Origin of the sequence: Exiguobacterium sp. s138 (genome assembly GCF_018618775.1) — a bacterium.
In the GTDB taxonomy this organism is placed as follows: domain Bacteria; phylum Bacillota; class Bacilli; order Exiguobacteriales; family Exiguobacteriaceae; genus Exiguobacterium_A; species Exiguobacterium_A artemiae.
This window is the reverse complement of record NZ_JACSMW010000001.1, coordinates 658,645-674,889: the sequence shown is the minus strand read 5'-3', so window position 1 is coordinate 674,889 and position 16,245 is coordinate 658,645. Positions and strand designations below refer to the sequence as shown.

The 16,245-nt window shown below is 48.6% G+C and carries 26 protein-coding genes; 14 read left to right on the top strand and 12 right to left on the bottom strand.

From position 1 onward, the window contains the following. Window positions 1-57: 57 nt before the first annotated feature. Entirely contained in the window at window positions 58-438 is a 381-nt protein-coding gene (locus KNP91_RS03570; protein ID WP_214848693.1) for a MerR family transcriptional regulator, read from the top strand. Here KNP91_RS03570 and KNP91_RS03565 read toward each other — a convergent pair. Then, entirely contained in the window at window positions 435-1,505 is a 1,071-nt protein-coding gene (locus KNP91_RS03565) for a threonine aldolase family protein (protein WP_214848692.1), read from the bottom strand. The genes KNP91_RS03570 and KNP91_RS03565 overlap by 4 nt on opposite strands. A gap of 132 nt (window positions 1,506-1,637) precedes the next feature. Here KNP91_RS03565 and KNP91_RS03560 point away from each other — a divergent pair, with 132 nt between their 5' ends. Both KNP91_RS03560 and KNP91_RS03555 read left to right on the top strand, forming a co-directional pair. Then, the gene (locus KNP91_RS03560) at window positions 1,638-2,309 is read left to right on the top strand and encodes a hypothetical protein (protein WP_214764920.1); all 672 of its coding nucleotides are present in this window, start codon (window positions 1,638-1,640) and stop codon (window positions 2,307-2,309) included. Window positions 2,310-2,517: 208 nt separating this feature from the next. Next, the gene (locus KNP91_RS03555) at window positions 2,518-2,814 is read left to right on the top strand and encodes a hypothetical protein (RefSeq protein WP_012370268.1); all 297 of its coding nucleotides are present in this window, start codon (window positions 2,518-2,520) and stop codon (window positions 2,812-2,814) included. Between the two features lie 73 nt (window positions 2,815-2,887). Here KNP91_RS03555 and KNP91_RS03550 read toward each other — a convergent pair whose 3' ends face one another. The 5 genes from KNP91_RS03550 to KNP91_RS03530 form a co-directional block, all read right to left on the bottom strand. After that, window positions 2,888-4,030: a GGDEF domain-containing protein gene (locus KNP91_RS03550; protein WP_214848691.1), complete on the bottom strand. Its 1,143-nt coding sequence runs from the start codon at window positions 4,028-4,030 to the stop codon at window positions 2,888-2,890. Between the two features lie 165 nt (window positions 4,031-4,195). Continuing rightward, window positions 4,196-4,462, bottom strand: coding sequence for an SPP1 phage holin family protein (locus KNP91_RS03545; RefSeq protein WP_214764922.1), 267 nt, complete (start codon window positions 4,460-4,462; stop codon window positions 4,196-4,198). After that, complete coding sequence (locus KNP91_RS03540) at window positions 4,459-5,121, bottom strand: M15 family metallopeptidase (RefSeq protein WP_214848690.1); 663 nt, start codon at window positions 5,119-5,121, stop codon at window positions 4,459-4,461. The genes KNP91_RS03545 and KNP91_RS03540 overlap by 4 nt, the downstream gene beginning before the upstream one ends. Before the next feature lie 11 nt (window positions 5,122-5,132). After that, entirely contained in the window at window positions 5,133-5,942 is an 810-nt protein-coding gene (locus KNP91_RS03535) for a helix-turn-helix domain-containing protein (protein WP_214848687.1), read from the bottom strand. A 149-nt stretch (window positions 5,943-6,091) separates the two neighbouring features. After that, the gene (locus KNP91_RS03530; RefSeq protein ID WP_214848683.1) at window positions 6,092-6,289 is read right to left on the bottom strand and encodes a hypothetical protein; all 198 of its coding nucleotides are present in this window, start codon (window positions 6,287-6,289) and stop codon (window positions 6,092-6,094) included. Window positions 6,290-6,401: 112 nt separating this feature from the next. On the opposite strand from KNP91_RS03530, the gene KNP91_RS03525 reads away from it, so the two are divergent. Further along, a complete protein-coding gene (locus tag KNP91_RS03525) occupies window positions 6,402-7,187 on the top strand; it encodes a hypothetical protein (protein ID WP_353048708.1) in 786 nt (261 codons plus the stop codon). A gap of 21 nt (window positions 7,188-7,208) precedes the next feature. Here KNP91_RS03525 and KNP91_RS03520 read toward each other — a convergent pair whose 3' ends face one another. Next, complete coding sequence (locus KNP91_RS03520) at window positions 7,209-7,742, bottom strand: DUF402 domain-containing protein (protein WP_214848677.1); 534 nt, start codon at window positions 7,740-7,742, stop codon at window positions 7,209-7,211. Window positions 7,743-7,759: 17 nt separating this feature from the next. Beyond that, window positions 7,760-8,176, bottom strand: a complete 417-nt coding sequence (gene arr, locus KNP91_RS03515) for an NAD(+)--rifampin ADP-ribosyltransferase (RefSeq protein WP_214764928.1) — start codon at window positions 8,174-8,176, stop codon at window positions 7,760-7,762. Window positions 8,177-8,374: 198 nt separating this feature from the next. On the opposite strand from arr, the gene KNP91_RS03510 reads away from it, so the two are divergent. The 6 genes from KNP91_RS03510 to KNP91_RS03485 all read left to right on the top strand — a co-directional run bounded on the left by KNP91_RS03510 (window position 8,375) and on the right by KNP91_RS03485 (window position 12,549). After that, the gene (locus KNP91_RS03510) at window positions 8,375-9,499 is read left to right on the top strand and encodes a diguanylate cyclase (protein ID WP_214848676.1); all 1,125 of its coding nucleotides are present in this window, start codon (window positions 8,375-8,377) and stop codon (window positions 9,497-9,499) included. Window positions 9,500-9,524: 25 nt separating this feature from the next. Then, window positions 9,525-9,755 carry a hypothetical protein gene (locus tag KNP91_RS03505; RefSeq protein ID WP_214764930.1) on the top strand — a complete coding sequence of 77 codons (231 nt, stop codon included), beginning with the start codon at window positions 9,525-9,527 and terminating at the stop codon, window positions 9,753-9,755. A gap of 189 nt (window positions 9,756-9,944) precedes the next feature. Continuing rightward, complete coding sequence (locus tag KNP91_RS15770) at window positions 9,945-10,079, top strand: hypothetical protein (RefSeq protein ID WP_261966502.1); 135 nt, start codon at window positions 9,945-9,947, stop codon at window positions 10,077-10,079. A 209-nt stretch (window positions 10,080-10,288) separates the two neighbouring features. After that, window positions 10,289-10,576 (top strand): hypothetical protein, encoded by a 288-nt coding sequence (locus KNP91_RS03495; RefSeq protein WP_214764931.1) that lies wholly within the window; start codon window positions 10,289-10,291, stop codon window positions 10,574-10,576. Window positions 10,577-10,705: 129 nt separating this feature from the next. Next, on the top strand, window positions 10,706-11,941 hold the full coding sequence (locus KNP91_RS03490; protein ID WP_214764932.1) for an MFS transporter: 1,236 nt from the start codon (window positions 10,706-10,708) through the stop codon (window positions 11,939-11,941). 107 nt (window positions 11,942-12,048) lie between these two features. Next, window positions 12,049-12,549, top strand: a complete 501-nt coding sequence (locus tag KNP91_RS03485) for a DinB family protein (RefSeq protein WP_214764933.1) — start codon at window positions 12,049-12,051, stop codon at window positions 12,547-12,549. 68 nt (window positions 12,550-12,617) lie between these two features. On the opposite strand, the gene KNP91_RS03480 is transcribed toward KNP91_RS03485, so the two are convergent. Beyond that, window positions 12,618-13,139, bottom strand: coding sequence for a GNAT family N-acetyltransferase (locus KNP91_RS03480; protein ID WP_214848675.1), 522 nt, complete (start codon window positions 13,137-13,139; stop codon window positions 12,618-12,620). A 5-nt stretch (window positions 13,140-13,144) separates the two neighbouring features. Further along, entirely contained in the window at window positions 13,145-13,606 is a 462-nt protein-coding gene (locus KNP91_RS03475; RefSeq protein WP_214848674.1) for a MarR family winged helix-turn-helix transcriptional regulator, read from the bottom strand. 178 nt (window positions 13,607-13,784) lie between these two features. Between KNP91_RS03475 and KNP91_RS03470 the strand changes: the two genes are divergently transcribed. The 4 genes from KNP91_RS03470 (at window position 13,785) to KNP91_RS03455 (ending at window position 15,564) form a co-directional block, all read left to right on the top strand. After that, the gene (locus tag KNP91_RS03470; RefSeq protein WP_214848673.1) at window positions 13,785-14,327 is read left to right on the top strand and encodes a hypothetical protein; all 543 of its coding nucleotides are present in this window, start codon (window positions 13,785-13,787) and stop codon (window positions 14,325-14,327) included. A 23-nt stretch (window positions 14,328-14,350) separates the two neighbouring features. Next, a complete protein-coding gene (locus KNP91_RS03465) occupies window positions 14,351-14,572 on the top strand; it encodes a PLD nuclease N-terminal domain-containing protein (RefSeq protein ID WP_251135852.1) in 222 nt (73 codons plus the stop codon). Between the two features lie 175 nt (window positions 14,573-14,747). After that, window positions 14,748-15,173, top strand: coding sequence for a MarR family winged helix-turn-helix transcriptional regulator (locus KNP91_RS03460; RefSeq protein WP_012370246.1), 426 nt, complete (start codon window positions 14,748-14,750; stop codon window positions 15,171-15,173). Between the two features lie 19 nt (window positions 15,174-15,192). Then, window positions 15,193-15,564 (top strand): hypothetical protein, encoded by a 372-nt coding sequence (locus tag KNP91_RS03455; RefSeq protein WP_214764937.1) that lies wholly within the window; start codon window positions 15,193-15,195, stop codon window positions 15,562-15,564. Between the two features lie 34 nt (window positions 15,565-15,598). Here KNP91_RS03455 and KNP91_RS03450 read toward each other — a convergent pair whose 3' ends face one another. Together KNP91_RS03450 and KNP91_RS03445 are read right to left on the bottom strand one after the other, a co-directional pair. Next, window positions 15,599-15,958, bottom strand: a complete 360-nt coding sequence (locus KNP91_RS03450) for a hypothetical protein (RefSeq protein WP_214764938.1) — start codon at window positions 15,956-15,958, stop codon at window positions 15,599-15,601. Continuing rightward, the gene (locus KNP91_RS03445; protein WP_214764939.1) at window positions 15,958-16,173 is read right to left on the bottom strand and encodes a helix-turn-helix transcriptional regulator; all 216 of its coding nucleotides are present in this window, start codon (window positions 16,171-16,173) and stop codon (window positions 15,958-15,960) included. Before KNP91_RS03445 ends, KNP91_RS03450 begins: the two co-directional genes overlap by 1 nt. Window positions 16,174-16,245: the final 72 nt, after the last annotated feature.

The following is a 16,245-nucleotide window of genomic DNA, read 5'->3' as shown; positions in this document are numbered from 1 at the left end:
AGTGAAAGTCTACAAGTTAGAGTCAACTCTAAGTCAAGCAGGAGAGGTGCGATTAAGATGTATACGATTTCAGAAATCAGCCGATTAACCGAAACAACGGCCCATACGATTCGCTATTACGAAAAAGAAGGACTGTTATTCCCGACCCGCACAAAAAGCGGCGTCCGGCGTTATGATGAAACCCAACTGACGTGGCTCCGCTTCGTCCTTCGGCTCCGGGCGACGCATATGCCGATCGACCAGATCCGGGAATATGTCGAACTGTTCCTCGCATCGTCCGAGACGCACGACACGTCGCTTGAGCGGCTCCGTCTCCTCGAAGCACACCAGCAAAACGTGCGTGCTCAGCTCGCGGAACTCATCCGGACGGAACAGATGATTACGGACAAAATTTCCGTTTACCAACAGCTTCATCCGGCGGTCAGAGAAACGTTTTAAGAAAAGGCTTGCCGGAGCCGGTCAAATCCGGCATCGCGTGTTTGCGGATCCAGCTCTCCGTAAGCATCACCGACACTGATTTCTGTTGAACAATACCCGTCTTTGTCGACGAGATAACCTACGAACCCGAGCCCCGTCTCTTCCTGGACCTGCTCGAGTTTCGGGGAAACGTCCGCCGCCAGTCCGTCAAAATGGAGGTGGAACATGTTCGAGACCGGAATTTCTGGTGTCGTACGGACGCCCGGTAAGGCATTGAACTGCTCGGCCAGTTGTTTTGCCTGCTCATAGTACTGCCCCATCCGGTCCTTTCGCAGTTCGTAATAATAATCGGCCGAAACGATGTATGGATACAAACTGATTAGGTCGCCGCCGTACCGCCGCTTCCAAATCCGCGCCGTCTGACAGAACGCTGCCGGACCTGCGAGAATCGCGCCGGCAATCCCGCCGAGTCCTTTATAAAACGAGATATAGACACTGTCGAATAAGCCGGCAATCTCAGCTGCTGTCTTTTCATAATACGGTAACATCTCAAACAGCCGTGCGCCGTCGAGGTGCAGCCGGATTCCCCGTTCGCGGCAATACCGGCTGATTGTTTCGAGTTCACTGAAAGCCGGAGCGACTCCGCCGATTTCCCGTTGCGGCAACTCAAGCAACAGACAGGCGATGTCCGGTAACGCCTTAATTTCGTCGAGCGTCATCAGACGGTCTGCTGCGCCGACCAGAATCGTTTCGATCGGGTGCAACTCCTTCAGTCCGTCCTGCTCATGGATTTCAAGATGACAAAGCGGATGGTAAGCGACGGTCCGGTTGTCCTTCTCGTCCGACCAGATCCGTAACGCCACCTGTTGCGCCATCGTACCGCTCGGGAAAAAGACAGCATCGTCCATGCCCAGTATATCCGCAAATTTTTGTTCGAACGGTTCGATGATTGAACCCGTCCCGTATTGATCACTCGCCGTCTCGTCTGCCACTTCTAAAAAAGCGGTTTTTAAGATCCCGACATTCCGTTTTCCGTGCCCGCTGATCTGACCGGTTGTTTGTTGAAAACTTGTGCGTAAGCGATTCATCTCGTAACCTCCATTTTTTTAGGAAATAATGACTATTTTTTGAAAAAAAATAAAACGATGCCGTACCGTATTTGCTATACTCAGTTCAGACTCATGCAACCGCCGTTTTGACGGTATGAAAGAGGTGATCCCGTGCAGACTTCGTTCCGATTGAAAATCGGTTTGTTTCTTTCCAGTGTTTTATTGATTCTGTTTGTACTCCAATCGTTCATCCCCCGTTTTCTGACATCGTTCGTTTCTCTTTTCGACAGTCGGACGACAGGCTCCTGTACGACACGTTGTGGTGACACATCTAATATGTCGCTTCCATCGGATTCGCTTGTCATTGACTTCGAGCCGCTTGCCGAGACCGTCGCGCCGGAACCGGACCCGCTGTTACTGCGGACCGGATTTGATTCCGCCGTCGTCGCGCCTCCATATCCGTTCATCTTTATTTTCCTTGTGATCGTGTCGATCGGATTACTTATTTATTACATAAAAATCGTTCGTAAGACCCGCTTCAAGCCGCTTCTCTTCACACCAAGCCGCGTCGAAGTAATCCGCTACGAACACCATGAACTGCCGGCTGAAGACATTCGCCAACATATGCTGCTGTTTAACCGCCGCCTTCCGCAACCGATGCAACGGCGGGAACAGGAGACGATGACCGAATGGTTCGAACGGATCCATTTTCCGTCGCCAGTCAATCCGCATTACTTAGAAGTCCGTTACGGCGGGCACGTTTCGATTCCGGTCCACCAACTGACGTTTTTCAAACAGACGACGGAAGACTTTTTACGCCGTGCCGGCTCGATGATCATTTGATCCAGCAGTGCCTGATTCCAGATCAGACACTCCTGAATCAAGTGATTTTTTTAATGTTCGTAAAAGTATTCCCTATTCCGCCAGTATTCGGTCCTTTTTCAGGCAGAAACTGATATTTCTCAAGAAAATTGGGTAATAAAGACTATATAGCTAACTAACATCTTATAATTTTTTGAACTGTTTCTGAAAGAGAGCGAGGCGAAACGAGATGATTACAGCACAAGAAGCGTACTTCATAAAAAATGGTCTAAATGAACAGTTTGAAGACCCTCGAATCGACTGCGACTTTTCCATTTTCTCGCTCGAACCGTTTCAACTCTTGTTACATGTACATGATGAAGAGCTTGATGAATTGAGTACGGAAACCCGGTATGTCCTGAGCCGAAAGATTAGGTCCCAACTGCATCAACTGGACGCGAAAGTCGGCGGTACGCCGGTCAAGACGGTTTTTGTCATTTCTGCACCGTTGATTTCCGAACGGTCCTATTGCGTGATTTTGCAATGATTCGAACGCCCATTTATGAATTAAAAAAGCTCTGATCCCATCTCGAAATGGAATCAGAGCTTTTTTTGGAAAATCAACTGGCTTCATGGCTTGAAATTCGATTGCGTCCACTCGATTTTGCCCGATACAGGGCCTGATCAGCGAGGACGATCAAATCACCTTCCGTCAACGTTGTGCTCGGCCGGACAACGGCCAGTCCGATGCTGACACTGAGCTGGCAAAGCGGTTCGTACGCTTTATGTTCAATCTTCATCCGAAGAATTTCACTGCGGATCCGTTCCGCGACATGTGTGATCTGTTCGACGTGTTCCGTCAAGATGACCGCAAATTCTTCCCCGCCGTACCGGGAGACATGCCCGAACTCGCCCGCTTGTTTCTTTAATGTCCCGGCGACTTTCTGCAGACACCAGTCACCTTTCAAGTGACCGTACGTATCGTTGTACAGCTTAAATTCATCGACATCGATCAAAATCAACCCAACGTCCGTCTGCTGTTCACGGGCAGCCGTGAAGGAGGCTTCCAAATGTTCGTCGAACGCCCGCCGGTTCGGAATCGCGGTCAAGGCATCATGCAACGAGCGGTGAATCAATGCCTGCTGGCTGCGTTCAAGCCGGAAGGTCTGCAGGAATGCCATCAGCAGCAAGACGGCCACGCTGACAACAATGACGATGACCCACTTGGCAGACGCCGACGCCTGTTTGGAACGATCGGTTGCTTCCTGGATGATTTTGTCGATGTCTTGATTGATTTTTGCATTGATCGGTCGGAACTGATTGACGTAGTCCATGCCGCTGTAGCGTTTCAGTGTTGCCCGTTCGATTTGATTACTCTGGATCCATTGAATCTGCTGTTCATAAAAGCCATCCGTCCGCAAAATTAACGGAATTGCTTCTTCTGCCAGCAACTGTTTGAGAATCGGATGGCGTTGATCGAGCATCTTCAATGTGGCGATCGTCTCTTTCAGTTCGGCATTCGTATTTTTGAATTGTTGGAACGTCTGATCATTTTGATCGAGTAAGTAACTGCGGACCGTCAACTCTTGATCCAGCAATAATGGGAACAGTTGCGAAGCGGCATTTGAAATCGGAATCGCTTCCGTCATGATCCGGTCGTTCTCTTGTTCAATTTTCAGGAATGCATTGTAACTCCAGATACTGGTAAACATCAATGAAAACAATGCAAGTAACAGGTAAAATTGCAACGTCGATAATTTCAAGTTCAGTCTGACCTCTTTCTTTTCCGTCGACAGTGGTCATACCATGCTGACGATACGGGACGCTACCTTATTATCGGTATCTTGGGATCAAACCATTAGCGCTCTACTCAAAATATTGCCCGTTGTTTACACATTTCAAACAAATTACCAATTGACATGGCACATTCATCCTGATTTTTCCTGTCCGTTTCGTTGAACCGAAAGTTTCCTTTCCGTTAAGACGCGTTGCGCGTGTTGCGCCGCCTCGGTCAGATTGTTATTTTTCCACCAGGCATAGATCAGACTTCCTGCACCTAAAAGTGCCGTCAAAGCGGTTTCGATCTGATTCGTCTCAAACGGTAACGGTGTATAACCGGAGGCGAGTAATGTTAAATTCACGAAACTGTAGAGCGGGACGAGCAGTCGGATCAAGGCAATCGACCGTTCCTTCATCGGCGGACTCCAAACAGTTGACGCCACGTGACCGGACCAACGACACCGTCTTCTGCTAACCGGTGCTGCCGTTGAAACTGTTCGATGAATTGTGTCAACTTCCAATCAAACTGACCGGTCAACGGCAAGCGGAGCCTTTTTTGGATCAGCCGGATCAGCGTCCGGTCCATCCGCTTCGCCCCGGCGTAAAGGGGTTGCCCGGGATACCGGGGACCGAGCAACGGCTTTGCTTGTCCGTTGACGGCATCATAGAGTTGAAAATGCGGATAATCCGGAAAGCTGTTCCAGTCCCCGCCCCACTGCATCTGGTAACGTTTCATCGCAGCGACGATCCGGTTCAACCGTGGATCGGGCGGTGCCGGAAATTCAGCCCGTTTGCCGCCGTCCGCATAGACAAACAGATCGACGGCCACCCCGAAGTTATGGTTCGATTTCCCTCCTTTGGCATAGGTGACGATTTTCCCGGGACGGGTCCGGCCGATCGCATACAAGTCGTCCTGTTCCTGTTTTGTCCGAAAGCCTTGCGCGATGCCGATCGGCAATCCTTCTGCCGCCAGTTCCGTAATGACCGCACGTGTAATCGCAGCGACGTCCGGATCCATCTCCTTCGTCAGTTTCCGGTCGGCCCGTGTGAGTAACCAGTCAAGTGATGGTGTCATGATATCCTCCTTCATCCGATTAGTTCCGCCAACAAGGCTGCGAGTTCGCCTTGATCGGGAACAGTTTCTTCAAAACGTTTTTTTTGATCCGCCTCTGCCTGTTGCTGTTGTTTGCGTTCCCGTTCGACCCAGTCCGGTAATGGACCGTGTCCTTTTCGGCGGGATGAACGCGCAACAGCGGTCCGGCGGCGTCTTTCATGCCTGTCGATTTGTTCCTGTGTCAACAGATTCCGCTGTTTTAGGCTCTCGATAATGACGGTGACATAATTAAAGTTTCGGACGTTCGCCGCTGATGCTTGCTCGATGGCATGATGCAGGACGGCGGGACTCGTCTCCTGTAATAACGCAGCGAGTCGCCGGCGGATCGATGGTGTGACCCGGCCGATTTCTGTCTCAAAATGGGTGATGATCTCCGTGACTCCGTCTTGCGGTGGTGGTTCTTTTTTTAAAGACGGTTTCTTAACCCCTTTTTCTTCGGAGGCGACAGGCGCCTGCCCGGTGTTCGTCTCTTGACCGGGGACCTGTCGGGAAGCGTCCGGCGACACGGCCCGGATCCGGTAGCCGTTTGACGTTTGTCCCCCGTGCCGGTCGAACCGCTCGACCTTTTCAATCCATCCTTTTTCAACAAGGGCCTGAAGACAGTTTTTGACTGTCGTCTTGCCGCACGGAACAGCGTCCGCGAGCGTCTGATGCGACGGAAACGCGAGCCCGTCCCGCCCGGCATAACTTTGCAGCAGCAGGTAGACCATTTTTTCATGGACGGAAGAAAAAACGGCTCCGTCGCGTAACAGTTGATGTTCGACACGTAAGTAAGGTTGCATGCATCTGTCCTCCTTTAAGTTCAGGAGGAATTTCCTCCTTTCTATCCAGAAATAACAGGAAGACGGACCCGGTTGTTCGGAAATTTTTAGACGACAAACAGACCCGATGCACGCGGAATCGACGGTTCCGGATACATCGGGTCTGAAATTCAGAGAAAACGGAGATACACATACGGCAGCACACCGGCAAGCAGGATGCTGAACACCGTCATACCGGTTGTAATGAGAATTGCCTTTGCCATCGACAGCTGTTGTTTTCGATAAGCGGTCAGGACGGCTTTGACAATCGTCCCGAGCATTAAGCCACTTAAGAGAAATGAACCGATCAGGAGAATCAGTATTTCCATACCGGTCACCCTTTCCTTTTTTTAGTCATTCGATAATCTTTCCTTGACGCCCCGCTCAAGCTTGCTAGACTGGACAAGAGAACGCTTACACCACAAAAAAGGAGTTTTTATGATGTCACGCCAACACGCCCTGCTTGAACGCCTCGACCGAATCGGCCAACAATTGGAACAAACAAACGATGCCTGGTTATTGCTCGGACTCGGTTCCGCCGGTCGGGAACTCGAACGGCTCGATCGTTATTCCGATCTCGATTTTTTTGTCATTACGAAACCGGGGCAAAAACAGCGGTTCCTCGACCGTCTCGACTGGCTCGAATCCGTTCATCCGCTCAGCTTTGTCTTTCAAAATACCGTCGACGGGTTTAAGTTGTTGTTCGCGGACGGGATTTACGGCGAGTGTGCGATTTTCGAACTCGATGAGATGCCGGACATCGCCTTTTCCCCCGGACGGATTGTCTGGCAGGATCCGACATTCCCTGGCGTCGACTTGACGGTTTCAAAACAAACACCTCCACCGATCCGGCGCGATACACTCGACTTCGCACTGAACGAAGCCTTGACGAATCTTTACGTCGGTTTGTGCCGCTATGCCCGCGGGGAACGGTTGTCCGGTCTTCAGCTTGTCGAACAGCATGCGTTTTCAAACTTGTTGTCGATTCTGCATTTAATCGAGCCGGAAGTCGTCTACTATCCCGATGCCTACGGCAATGAACGCCGGGCCGAGCAACGGTTCCCGGAAGCCGAACAACGATTTGCCGCTGTCCTGCAAGGCTATGCCCGGGTGCCTGAATCGGCGCTTGCACTGCTTGACTGGCTCGAGCAGATTCAGCCGGTCAATCCGGCGATGGCGGCTGAAATTCGGAAGCTGGCTGCAGAATGTCAGAGGAAAAACGACTGACGTTGCAGAGCAGCACTCGTTTCATGACAATCGGTTTGCTCGACTGTGTTGTGGCAATCGGTCAAGCCAGCATGTCAAAAATCCATCAAACGGAAACGCCTGTCGTTGAATCTTGTCCTGCAGACGATGAAGTATCCGTTCCGCTCCTTCGATGATATCTTCCGGATACTGGTATACCCGCTGGTTTTCCAAAAATTCATCCTCGTCGACAACCGTCCATTCACAGGCTTTATTCCGGATGAGATCCAGATCGAGGTCAACGAACCGGAGACCGATTGCTGTCCGTTCTGCCGGCAGACAGATGTTGCAGTAATACCGCTCACCATCCGGTTCGAGATCGAGATTGACGGTATACCCGTCCAGCAAAACGTAGTATTCAAGCGACGGTGTCTCACAGATAAACGTCTGTCTCCGCGTGTGATGGACTAAGGAGCGTCCTAGTTGTCCGTAGACGAGTACATACCGGTCGGTTTCCGCCAACAAAGTCGTTTCCCAATCACAGTGAAGCGATCCGTCATATTTAACAGCTTGAATCAAGAGTACCAATTTCCCCACCTCTTCATGTCTCCAGTTCAATCCAAAATGACATTTTTTCCTTCCTTCGTTAACTGAGCCAAGGAATCCTTCATTTGTTGAATCATTTCGTCCGAATGCCGCTCCCAAACGCCGAGCTCGGCGACGACGAGAAGCGGATCCTTCGACCGGTAAGAACGGGTCGGATTGCCGGGAAAACGCTGATCTGTCAAATTTGGATCATTTTCGAACGCCCCGAGCGGTTCGACGAGATAAATCCGTTCCTGGCCATCGCCTTTGGCAAGCTCGGCTCCCCATTTCGCAGCTTCAAGCGTTGCCGTAAAATAGATATAATTCGACCGTTTCTCCTGATAGTTGGACAGGTGATTGCTCTGTAACTGTCCACCGACTTGCAAGACGGCCTTTGTTCCGTGCAGAAACGGTCCCCGGTCGAGTACTTCGTTTTGTTCCGTCATGTCGATCGCCTTCCTTCTCTTTGTGATTATCTGTAGTATAAGCGGACAGCTGTCGCAAAAACAGACTGTTTCGATCGACCGAAGCACGGTATAATTCTAGTAGAGAAGACTGCTATTTCAATTGCAACGGACAGTTCAACTTTCTTCCGGATTGACAACTTTTGTCAAAATGGTATCGTAAAAGTATCACGTTCAAGGATGTGGAAAATCATATTCATCGTCGAGCTGCTCATCAACGCCTGCATCGCGTTTACCGGGTTTTACATCGTTTCAAAAATCATCCACTCCAACCGATTTTCATCCTATATCGCGAAGTCGCTGATCATTGGTCTTGCGACCGGATTGCTCGGGGTAATCCTGATGTTCAAAGGCATCCAGGTCAATGAGTCGTTACGGATGGATTTACGTCATTTACCGCTTGTCCTGCTCGCTTTTTACGGCAGCCGCTTCCCGCTTGTCATCGCCACGTTGATCATCGCCGGTTCCCGGTTTTTGTTTGGCGTGACCCCGCAAGCGTTTATTGCGTTCATCGCCATCATTGCCATCAGTACCGGGATGATTTGGATTCATCGCCAACTCCTGAATCGACCGTTTCGTCAGAATCTCGCCCTCAACGTCTGGGCGCTGTTGATGATTACGTTCGCCGTTCTGATTAATTTAGGTTTTAACGATGCCTCACTTCGTTTGTTACTTGCGACCTGGACGATTGGTCTTGCCGTCGGTGTTCTTTCAAGTCTGTTGACACTTGATTTCCAGACACTGAACCGCCAAGTCGAACTGTATAAGCAGTCGGCGGAGCGTGATCATCTGACCGGATTATACAACCGGCGGGTCTGGGACAGCCGGACAGCCGGGCTGGAACAGGAAGGACGTGTCTACAATGTGCTCGCGCTCGACATCGACCACTTTAAGCGTGTCAACGATACATACGGTCACGGGAACGGGGATCTCGTGTTGCAACAGTTCGCGAATATCCTGATGGAGGAAACGCGTCCCCACGATATCACGGCGCGGATCGGCGGAGAGGAGTTCATGATTCTGGTCTATGACCTGACTCCGTCCAAAGTCATCAAAGTCGCGAACCGGATTCGGGAACGAATTGCGAATGAACGGTTCCAACTGGACGGATTTCCTGTCATCACCGTCACGGCCTCGATCGGAATCGCACACGGGAAACATGTTCACATCCAGCACATGAATGGACTGGCGGACGAAGCCTTATATACGGCGAAACAGCAAGGAAGAAATCGGGCGATCCTGTTTAATCAGCTCGATCAGCAGGACGTTGCCGTATCGCACACTTCAACGGAAACAACTACTTAATGACATATCATCGGAGGTTTTACTTATGTATGAACCGAAACGGGAATTCATCACGACTTCGGAAACAATTCTTTTTGTCAGCAGCCTATTCATGTGGTTGTATATCGTTCGCTTTTTCGGGACGATCGATTCCGCATGGTGGATTTTGCCACTACTGTGCTTCCTGCTCTTTTTACATTCCTTCATCGGCAGACGAGTCGATTTGAGTTTTAACTGGGCAGAGGAAGAAGAAGCACGAAAGTCTGAACAAAAATAAAACGAATCCAATAACAAACAGCCCGGCTTCTCCGCTTGTTTAGGAGGAAGACCGGGCTGTTGTTCGTTCTGTGCTCTAAATGACGTTCTCTAGTTAAGGGCATTTCACTTCTCACAACAATCGAATCCTGGGAACCTTTCCCTTTTTCAGGACGTAAAAAAGGATATCGCACTTTCAGGGGGAGATCATATGTATGAATATCAATATATCCAAATTGACTTTAAACGATTGTCCGGAAATCCAATAGAAGATTCCGGGAAGTCATCAATCAACAGGCGGCAAAAGGTTGACGGTTCGTTCAGCTTGTCGCTCCGGATTTCGTGAAGTCCGGCGTCGTTATCGGAACGTATTATGAACTCATTTTTGAACGTCCGTCTTCTTCCAGCCGTAACAGATGAGTACTTGTCCTGTCCAGTATACAAGACACGCGGGATGAAAATGACACTTCCTTACAATTTTGTACGTTTTATTTACAATTTCAATCTTCTATACTGAATGTATGCTTAACGTATTTAGAAGGAGTAATGTTCCCTATGAAATTTCCCAAATGGCTCCTTTACCTCGGCGCACTCCCGACGTTCGTTTTTGCCTTTTACGCCATTACGAACCCAGCCTTCCGGACTCAAATCGCAGAGTCGTTTCCGCTTGCGGCACCTGTCCTCGCTGTCATTTTCACCGTGTTTGTCGCCTTCTGGACCTTGTTCTTTATCTTAACGAACGGGCTTCGCCGGCATCTCGACTTAATCCTACTATCTGCGCTGTTGCTGATTTGTTTTCTGTTAACGAGTTTGTTTGCGACACTCGATTACTTCCTCACCTAATGGATTGATCCCAGCCATCTTCCGGATGGCTTTTTCCATTTTCTTCTTGATTTTCATTCAGCTGTCCCTTAACATCAATTGTAATCATTTTCTATATATTCAAAAAACATTCAGAAGGAGTGATGGCGTATGCGCGGAACATGGAAACATCCTGCCCTCTTGTTATCAAGCGTCGGCATCTCCAATCTCGGAGCGTGGGTGTACTTCATTGCCCTGAATTTGATTGTCCTCGCCCGGACGAATTCAGCATTCGCCGTTTCGATTCTCTACATGCTCGTCCCGATCGCCGCCCTGTTATCAAGTTTTTGGTCCGGCACGGTCATCGACCGCGTCGATAAGCGGAATCTGATGGTGGCGCTTGACTTGGCACGGGCTGTCTTAATTGCCGTCCTGCCATGGATTGACTCGTTATTGCTTTTGTACACGCTGGTCTTTTTCATCAATATCGGCAGTTCACTGTTCGAATCGGCTTCCTTGATTTATATGACGAAACTCGTTTCAAAAACCAACCGTCAACGGTTTAATGCCTTAAAAAATTTTATCCAATCGTGTGGCTTCATTCTCGGACCGACGATTGCCGGTCTGTTGTTCCTCGTCGGATCGCCGACACTTGCCATCTATCTGAATGCAGGTGCGCTGGCCGTTTCGGCAATGATTCTGTTTTCCCTGCCGGACATCGAACAAAAGGCAACGATTACCGGTTCCGAACGGCTCAGTTTCCGGATGATCGTCTCGGACTGGAAAGAAACGTTGCATTATGCGCACAAACACCGCTATATCACGCTCGTGTATACCCTGTTCTGCGTCATGACGATTTTCATGTCCGGTCTCGATTCACTGGAAGCGACGTTCGCGACACGCGTTCTTGATTTTTCGGAGAGTATGTACGGTTTCCTCGTCAGTATCGCCGGACTCGGCATCATTGCCGGCTCCATCATTAATGCAACGTGCACGAAATGGCTCAGCCTGCCGTTCCTGATTGGTTTCGGCTCGGTTGCGACACCGGTCGGCTACTTAATTTTTGCGACGGCGACGGATTTCAGTCTCGCCGCAGTCGGTTTTTTCCTGCTGACGTTTGCCTTGTCGTTTGCAAACACCGGTTTTCTGTCGTTTCATCAAAACAACGTTCCGGTCTCGATCATGGGGCGGTTCTCCGGTGTCATCAACGTCGCCGAGTCGATTCTCATTATCGGACTGACGTTATCGATTGGTCTGCTTGCCGAAACATTGTCGATCCGCTCGACCTATATCGTCTTTTCGCTTGGTTTCCTGGCGCTTGGTTTGATGACGTTACCAATCGTCTTTCAACGTTCCAAACAGGATTTGTATACAATGACGGTCGAGGACGAATCAAAGGTTTCTTAATAAAGCAGCAGGGACAACTTGGATTCTACTCCTTGTCGTCCCTGTTTTCAGGTTTCGAACGTGCTAGTATTAAGAAAAATGGATGATCCGCTAAAGGAGGGGTTCCGATGACAGAAATCGATTGTCTGCTGTATCTGCATGATGAACTGGACCGGTATACCGAAGACGAGTTGCATCATATCTCGCAACCGGGCGTCTGGTCGCTCGGTCAAATGTATGATCATATTTTACTTGTCGCCCATGAATATATCGATGAAGTTGAAATCTGCGCTTCGCTGACGACCGATACGGCGGACGGTAAAACACCGTTCGGCGAAGAATTATTCCGTCAACAGGCATTCCCACCGATCAAAATCAGACTGCCGGACGAGATGAACGCTCCGCCGGACAATACCGACAGCCGTGACCGCCTGAAACAGCGTTTGCTTGAGCTCGTTCAACGGCTGGACGACTGGTCAGTCCGCCTGGAGCAGATTAATCCGGCAGCCAAAACAAAACACGGCGGTTTCGGTTATCTGAATGCACAGGAATGGATTCAACTAGTCGGCATGCATACACGGCATCATTTCCGGCAGAAAACAGAATTGGAACAACTCCTTTTATATTGAGGTTGGATTTCTCGGTTTCGAAGAACGGCAAAATTTCGACCGCATAACACTTTGACATATTGATTTATTTACAGCGTCTTCGTCATGATCCAATCCACCTGTTCATCTTCTCCCATAAAGAAAGAGTGTGCTCCTGTCTTTACAAAACCAAAACGTTGATAAAAGCGAATCGCATGATGATTTTCTTCCCACACCCCTAACCAGACTTGCTCCATCCCCTGTGCTTGAGCAACCTCGAATGTTTTCTCCAGCAACTGCTTTCCAAGACCTGTCCCCTGATATGCTGAACGAATGTAAATTCGTTCAAGTTCCAAGGTTTTGCCTTCCATCAGCTCCGTTTGAGCGTCTCCGATGTTCAGCTTTAAATAACCGGCAATTTCCTCATTACTTTTGATGAAAAAGAAAAATGAATTCGGATGTTCAAGCTCACGTGTCAATTTTTTAAGATTATAGGATTCGTTGAGATAATCCTCTAGATGCTGCGGATCATTTTGGGAACCAAACGTCTCCGAAAAAGTTTCTATGCTAACCGCTTGTAATGTTCTGACATCCTTGACGTCGCAGCGGACAAACTCAATTGTTTCTTTCATCCTGTTCACTCCTTCAGATAATGTCGAGTTCCACCTTTTTTGACAAAGTCCCATTCCCGCTCGATATTTTCACGGACGCGCTCCGTCAACTGGTGTAACTGCGTCTGTTCCTCTTCGCTCAGACCAGCTAAAGCAACCCCTTTAGAATAAGCGTGTTCCTGCAGAATCACCGGACACGTTGCCTGCCCTTTTGCAGTTGCATACAGTTTTTTGATTTTTTTGTTCACGATATCTGGTCGTTTTTCGATGAATCCGGCTTTTTCTAATTTTTGAATCGATCGGGCGGCTGTCGTCCGGTCCACGAGAATCAGTTCCGCCAGTTTTTCTTGAATGATTCCTGGATTTTCACAAATCCGGACAAGATAAATGTATTGTCCTTTTGTCAGTTCCAGCTCTTTGAATTCAACATTACTGATGGAATCAAGTGCCCGCGCAATCATTCCGATTTCACGTAATAGTTCTCCCATGGCGCCTCCTTTTTATGTTCACTCATAACATGCTATGAACTTATTATATTATTTTTTGTTGCAAATACAACAAAAATTCTTTACGTTTGTATGTTTTTGTTAAAACACCCTGTTATCCAATTGACAAAAAGTGTATATTTAAACCATCTATTCGTTTAAAGGAGGATTTACTTCGCCCGTGAAATTCTTTAGATCCCCCCGGACGCCTGAATTATCATGGATTCCGGAGCCAAACTGGCAAACCGTCTGTAATGAACGCTCCATCGACATTCAACAGCATCCGAACGAACAGATCGTCGGACTGGCTTACAATAATCAACAGCAGGTCGTTCAAGTAACACGTAACATCCATGCACCGCTGTTCAGTTATTACGTGACGTTACTGGAAAATCGCCGCACCAACAAAACCGTTTTATCCAAACGGTCGCATATGACGATTCAACATCTGTCGACACGACTGCATGGCTCAAGTAAATTTGCCGAGTTCAGCTTGCTCGACATCCATGTCCGCGAAGAAGGACTTGGCGAACGTGGTTTACTGCTCGAATCGTTAATTCATGATATTCAACATAAATATACCCATTACCGCGTCAGTGGAGACTTTACCGCCATTTCTTACGGTGGACGCGTCTCTGCCGAATGCTTTACCCGTTACGGCTTTACGATTGAACAGGATCGGTTGATTTTGAAAAATTTTCATGACCGACTGTTCGTCAGCTAATCAGTGCTCAGGAGGTACTTCGTTTGAAATTAAACACTCGGAAATGGTTGACCAATATCGTCCACCTGCTTGGATTCTGTTTGATGATCACAGCTTATCTCGATTTATGGAAACGCCCGAAGACACGCGGACCGAAATGGATCTGGGCTACCTTGATTTTCCTCGTCAACTATCTCGGTCCAACTGGTTATCTTGTTTGGGGACGCCATGTTCCGCCGGCAAAAATCACTTCAACCACTCACTAAAAAGCTTCGTCCGTCCACCTGCTTATCAGGTCAGACGAACGAAGCTTTTTTGTCAGGCACAAGTGATAGGAGATCACCCGATTCTGTGTTAATTTGAATATATGAAACCGCTTGATTTAAAACCGGCGTTTCTTATTATTTTACCGTACACACGGTGACAGAAAAGAGGGATCTGATGACTTCACACCTGTCTACTCCATCCTACCGTCATTGGCAGGCCATTCAAAAACTGCATCACCGCTATATGAAGGAAGTCAACGCTGTCCTGAAGGATTGGGGCTTATCGAAATCGCAGTTCGATATGCTGGATACATTATACCGGGAACAAAGCGCGACACAAAAATCACTCGAGACGACACTTGAACTGTCGAGCGGAGCCATCTCCCAAACCTTAAAAAAATTGTTTGACCTTCATCTCATCACCCGTAAACGGATCGACCGGGAAAAACGGCTGGTCCTGACACCGTCAGGCGAGACGATCGTCGAGGAATCCGCTCCTGTCGTCGAAGTCATTCACGAACAGTACTTCAAACAGTTTACAATGGACGAGCATGAATCATTCGACCGTCTGCTCCATAAGATGCAAAACAATCACATCTAATCAGGAAGGAGCTGTTCTGATGATTCTCAGACATTTTACACACCGCCGCTTTTTACCGGCCATCGTCGCCCGCGGCGGACTTTCCGTCCAGGATACAGGCGGAGATTACTTACAATTCGAATTCGATCCTCCAAGTGACCGGCTGTTACAGACGATACATAACAGCCGTTCCTCGAATGAACTACCATGGGACGAGACCGATACTGTTGCGCTTGACTTCGATTTCGTCAAGATGCAGGCAGCTGACATCGAAGTCCTCGAGCAGGTAAAAGATACTACGTGGAACGTCAAACCCGATTCGAATGTCGGTCCTTCACGATTCGTCAAAAGCTTTTTATCGCTCGGTTACTTGACGGAAGAATCAAGAGAACAGCTGTCCGAATATTACTAAAGAACAGGTCGCTTGACCTGTTCTTTTTTTGTCGTCAACTGCGCCGATTGTAAATAAACAGCATCACCGGGAACGTCATTACCTGAATGAACAGCACACACAACAAAGCTGACATGATGTCGTCTACGACTTTCCACTGCACGAGTGTCAGCATTACAAAAACGTAAACGATACTCAGGACATACGACAGTTGACCGCTTTTCATTTTAATTTTTTCCTGCCGTTCGTCATACGTCTCAGCAGGCGGGAAAACCAAATCGACCGCCAGTTGACTGATTCCGACCAACATAAGAATGATACTGTACGGACTGGGTCCGTCGAACAGCGTCAGATAACCGCCGTATATCAGTAGAACGGAGAACAGTAAACGATTGATCATCGGCATATGTTTCATCAGGCATCATCTCCTTTTTCTTTCGCATCGGGTATAAAAATCGCTTCAATCGAACAATCAAACAACGCAGCGATTGAAAAAGCCAGTTCGAGTGATGGATTATAACGCTCTTTTTCAATTGAAATGACGGTCTGTCTTGATACACCAAGTGCTTCTGCAAGTTGCCCCTGCGACCACTGACGGGCTTCCCGTACCGCCTTCATTTTGTTTTTCATCCCAGTCACCTCTCAATTCCAATAGTAGGTAATTCACATCCAGGTGTCAAGTTTCCTTTACAATCAGAATAA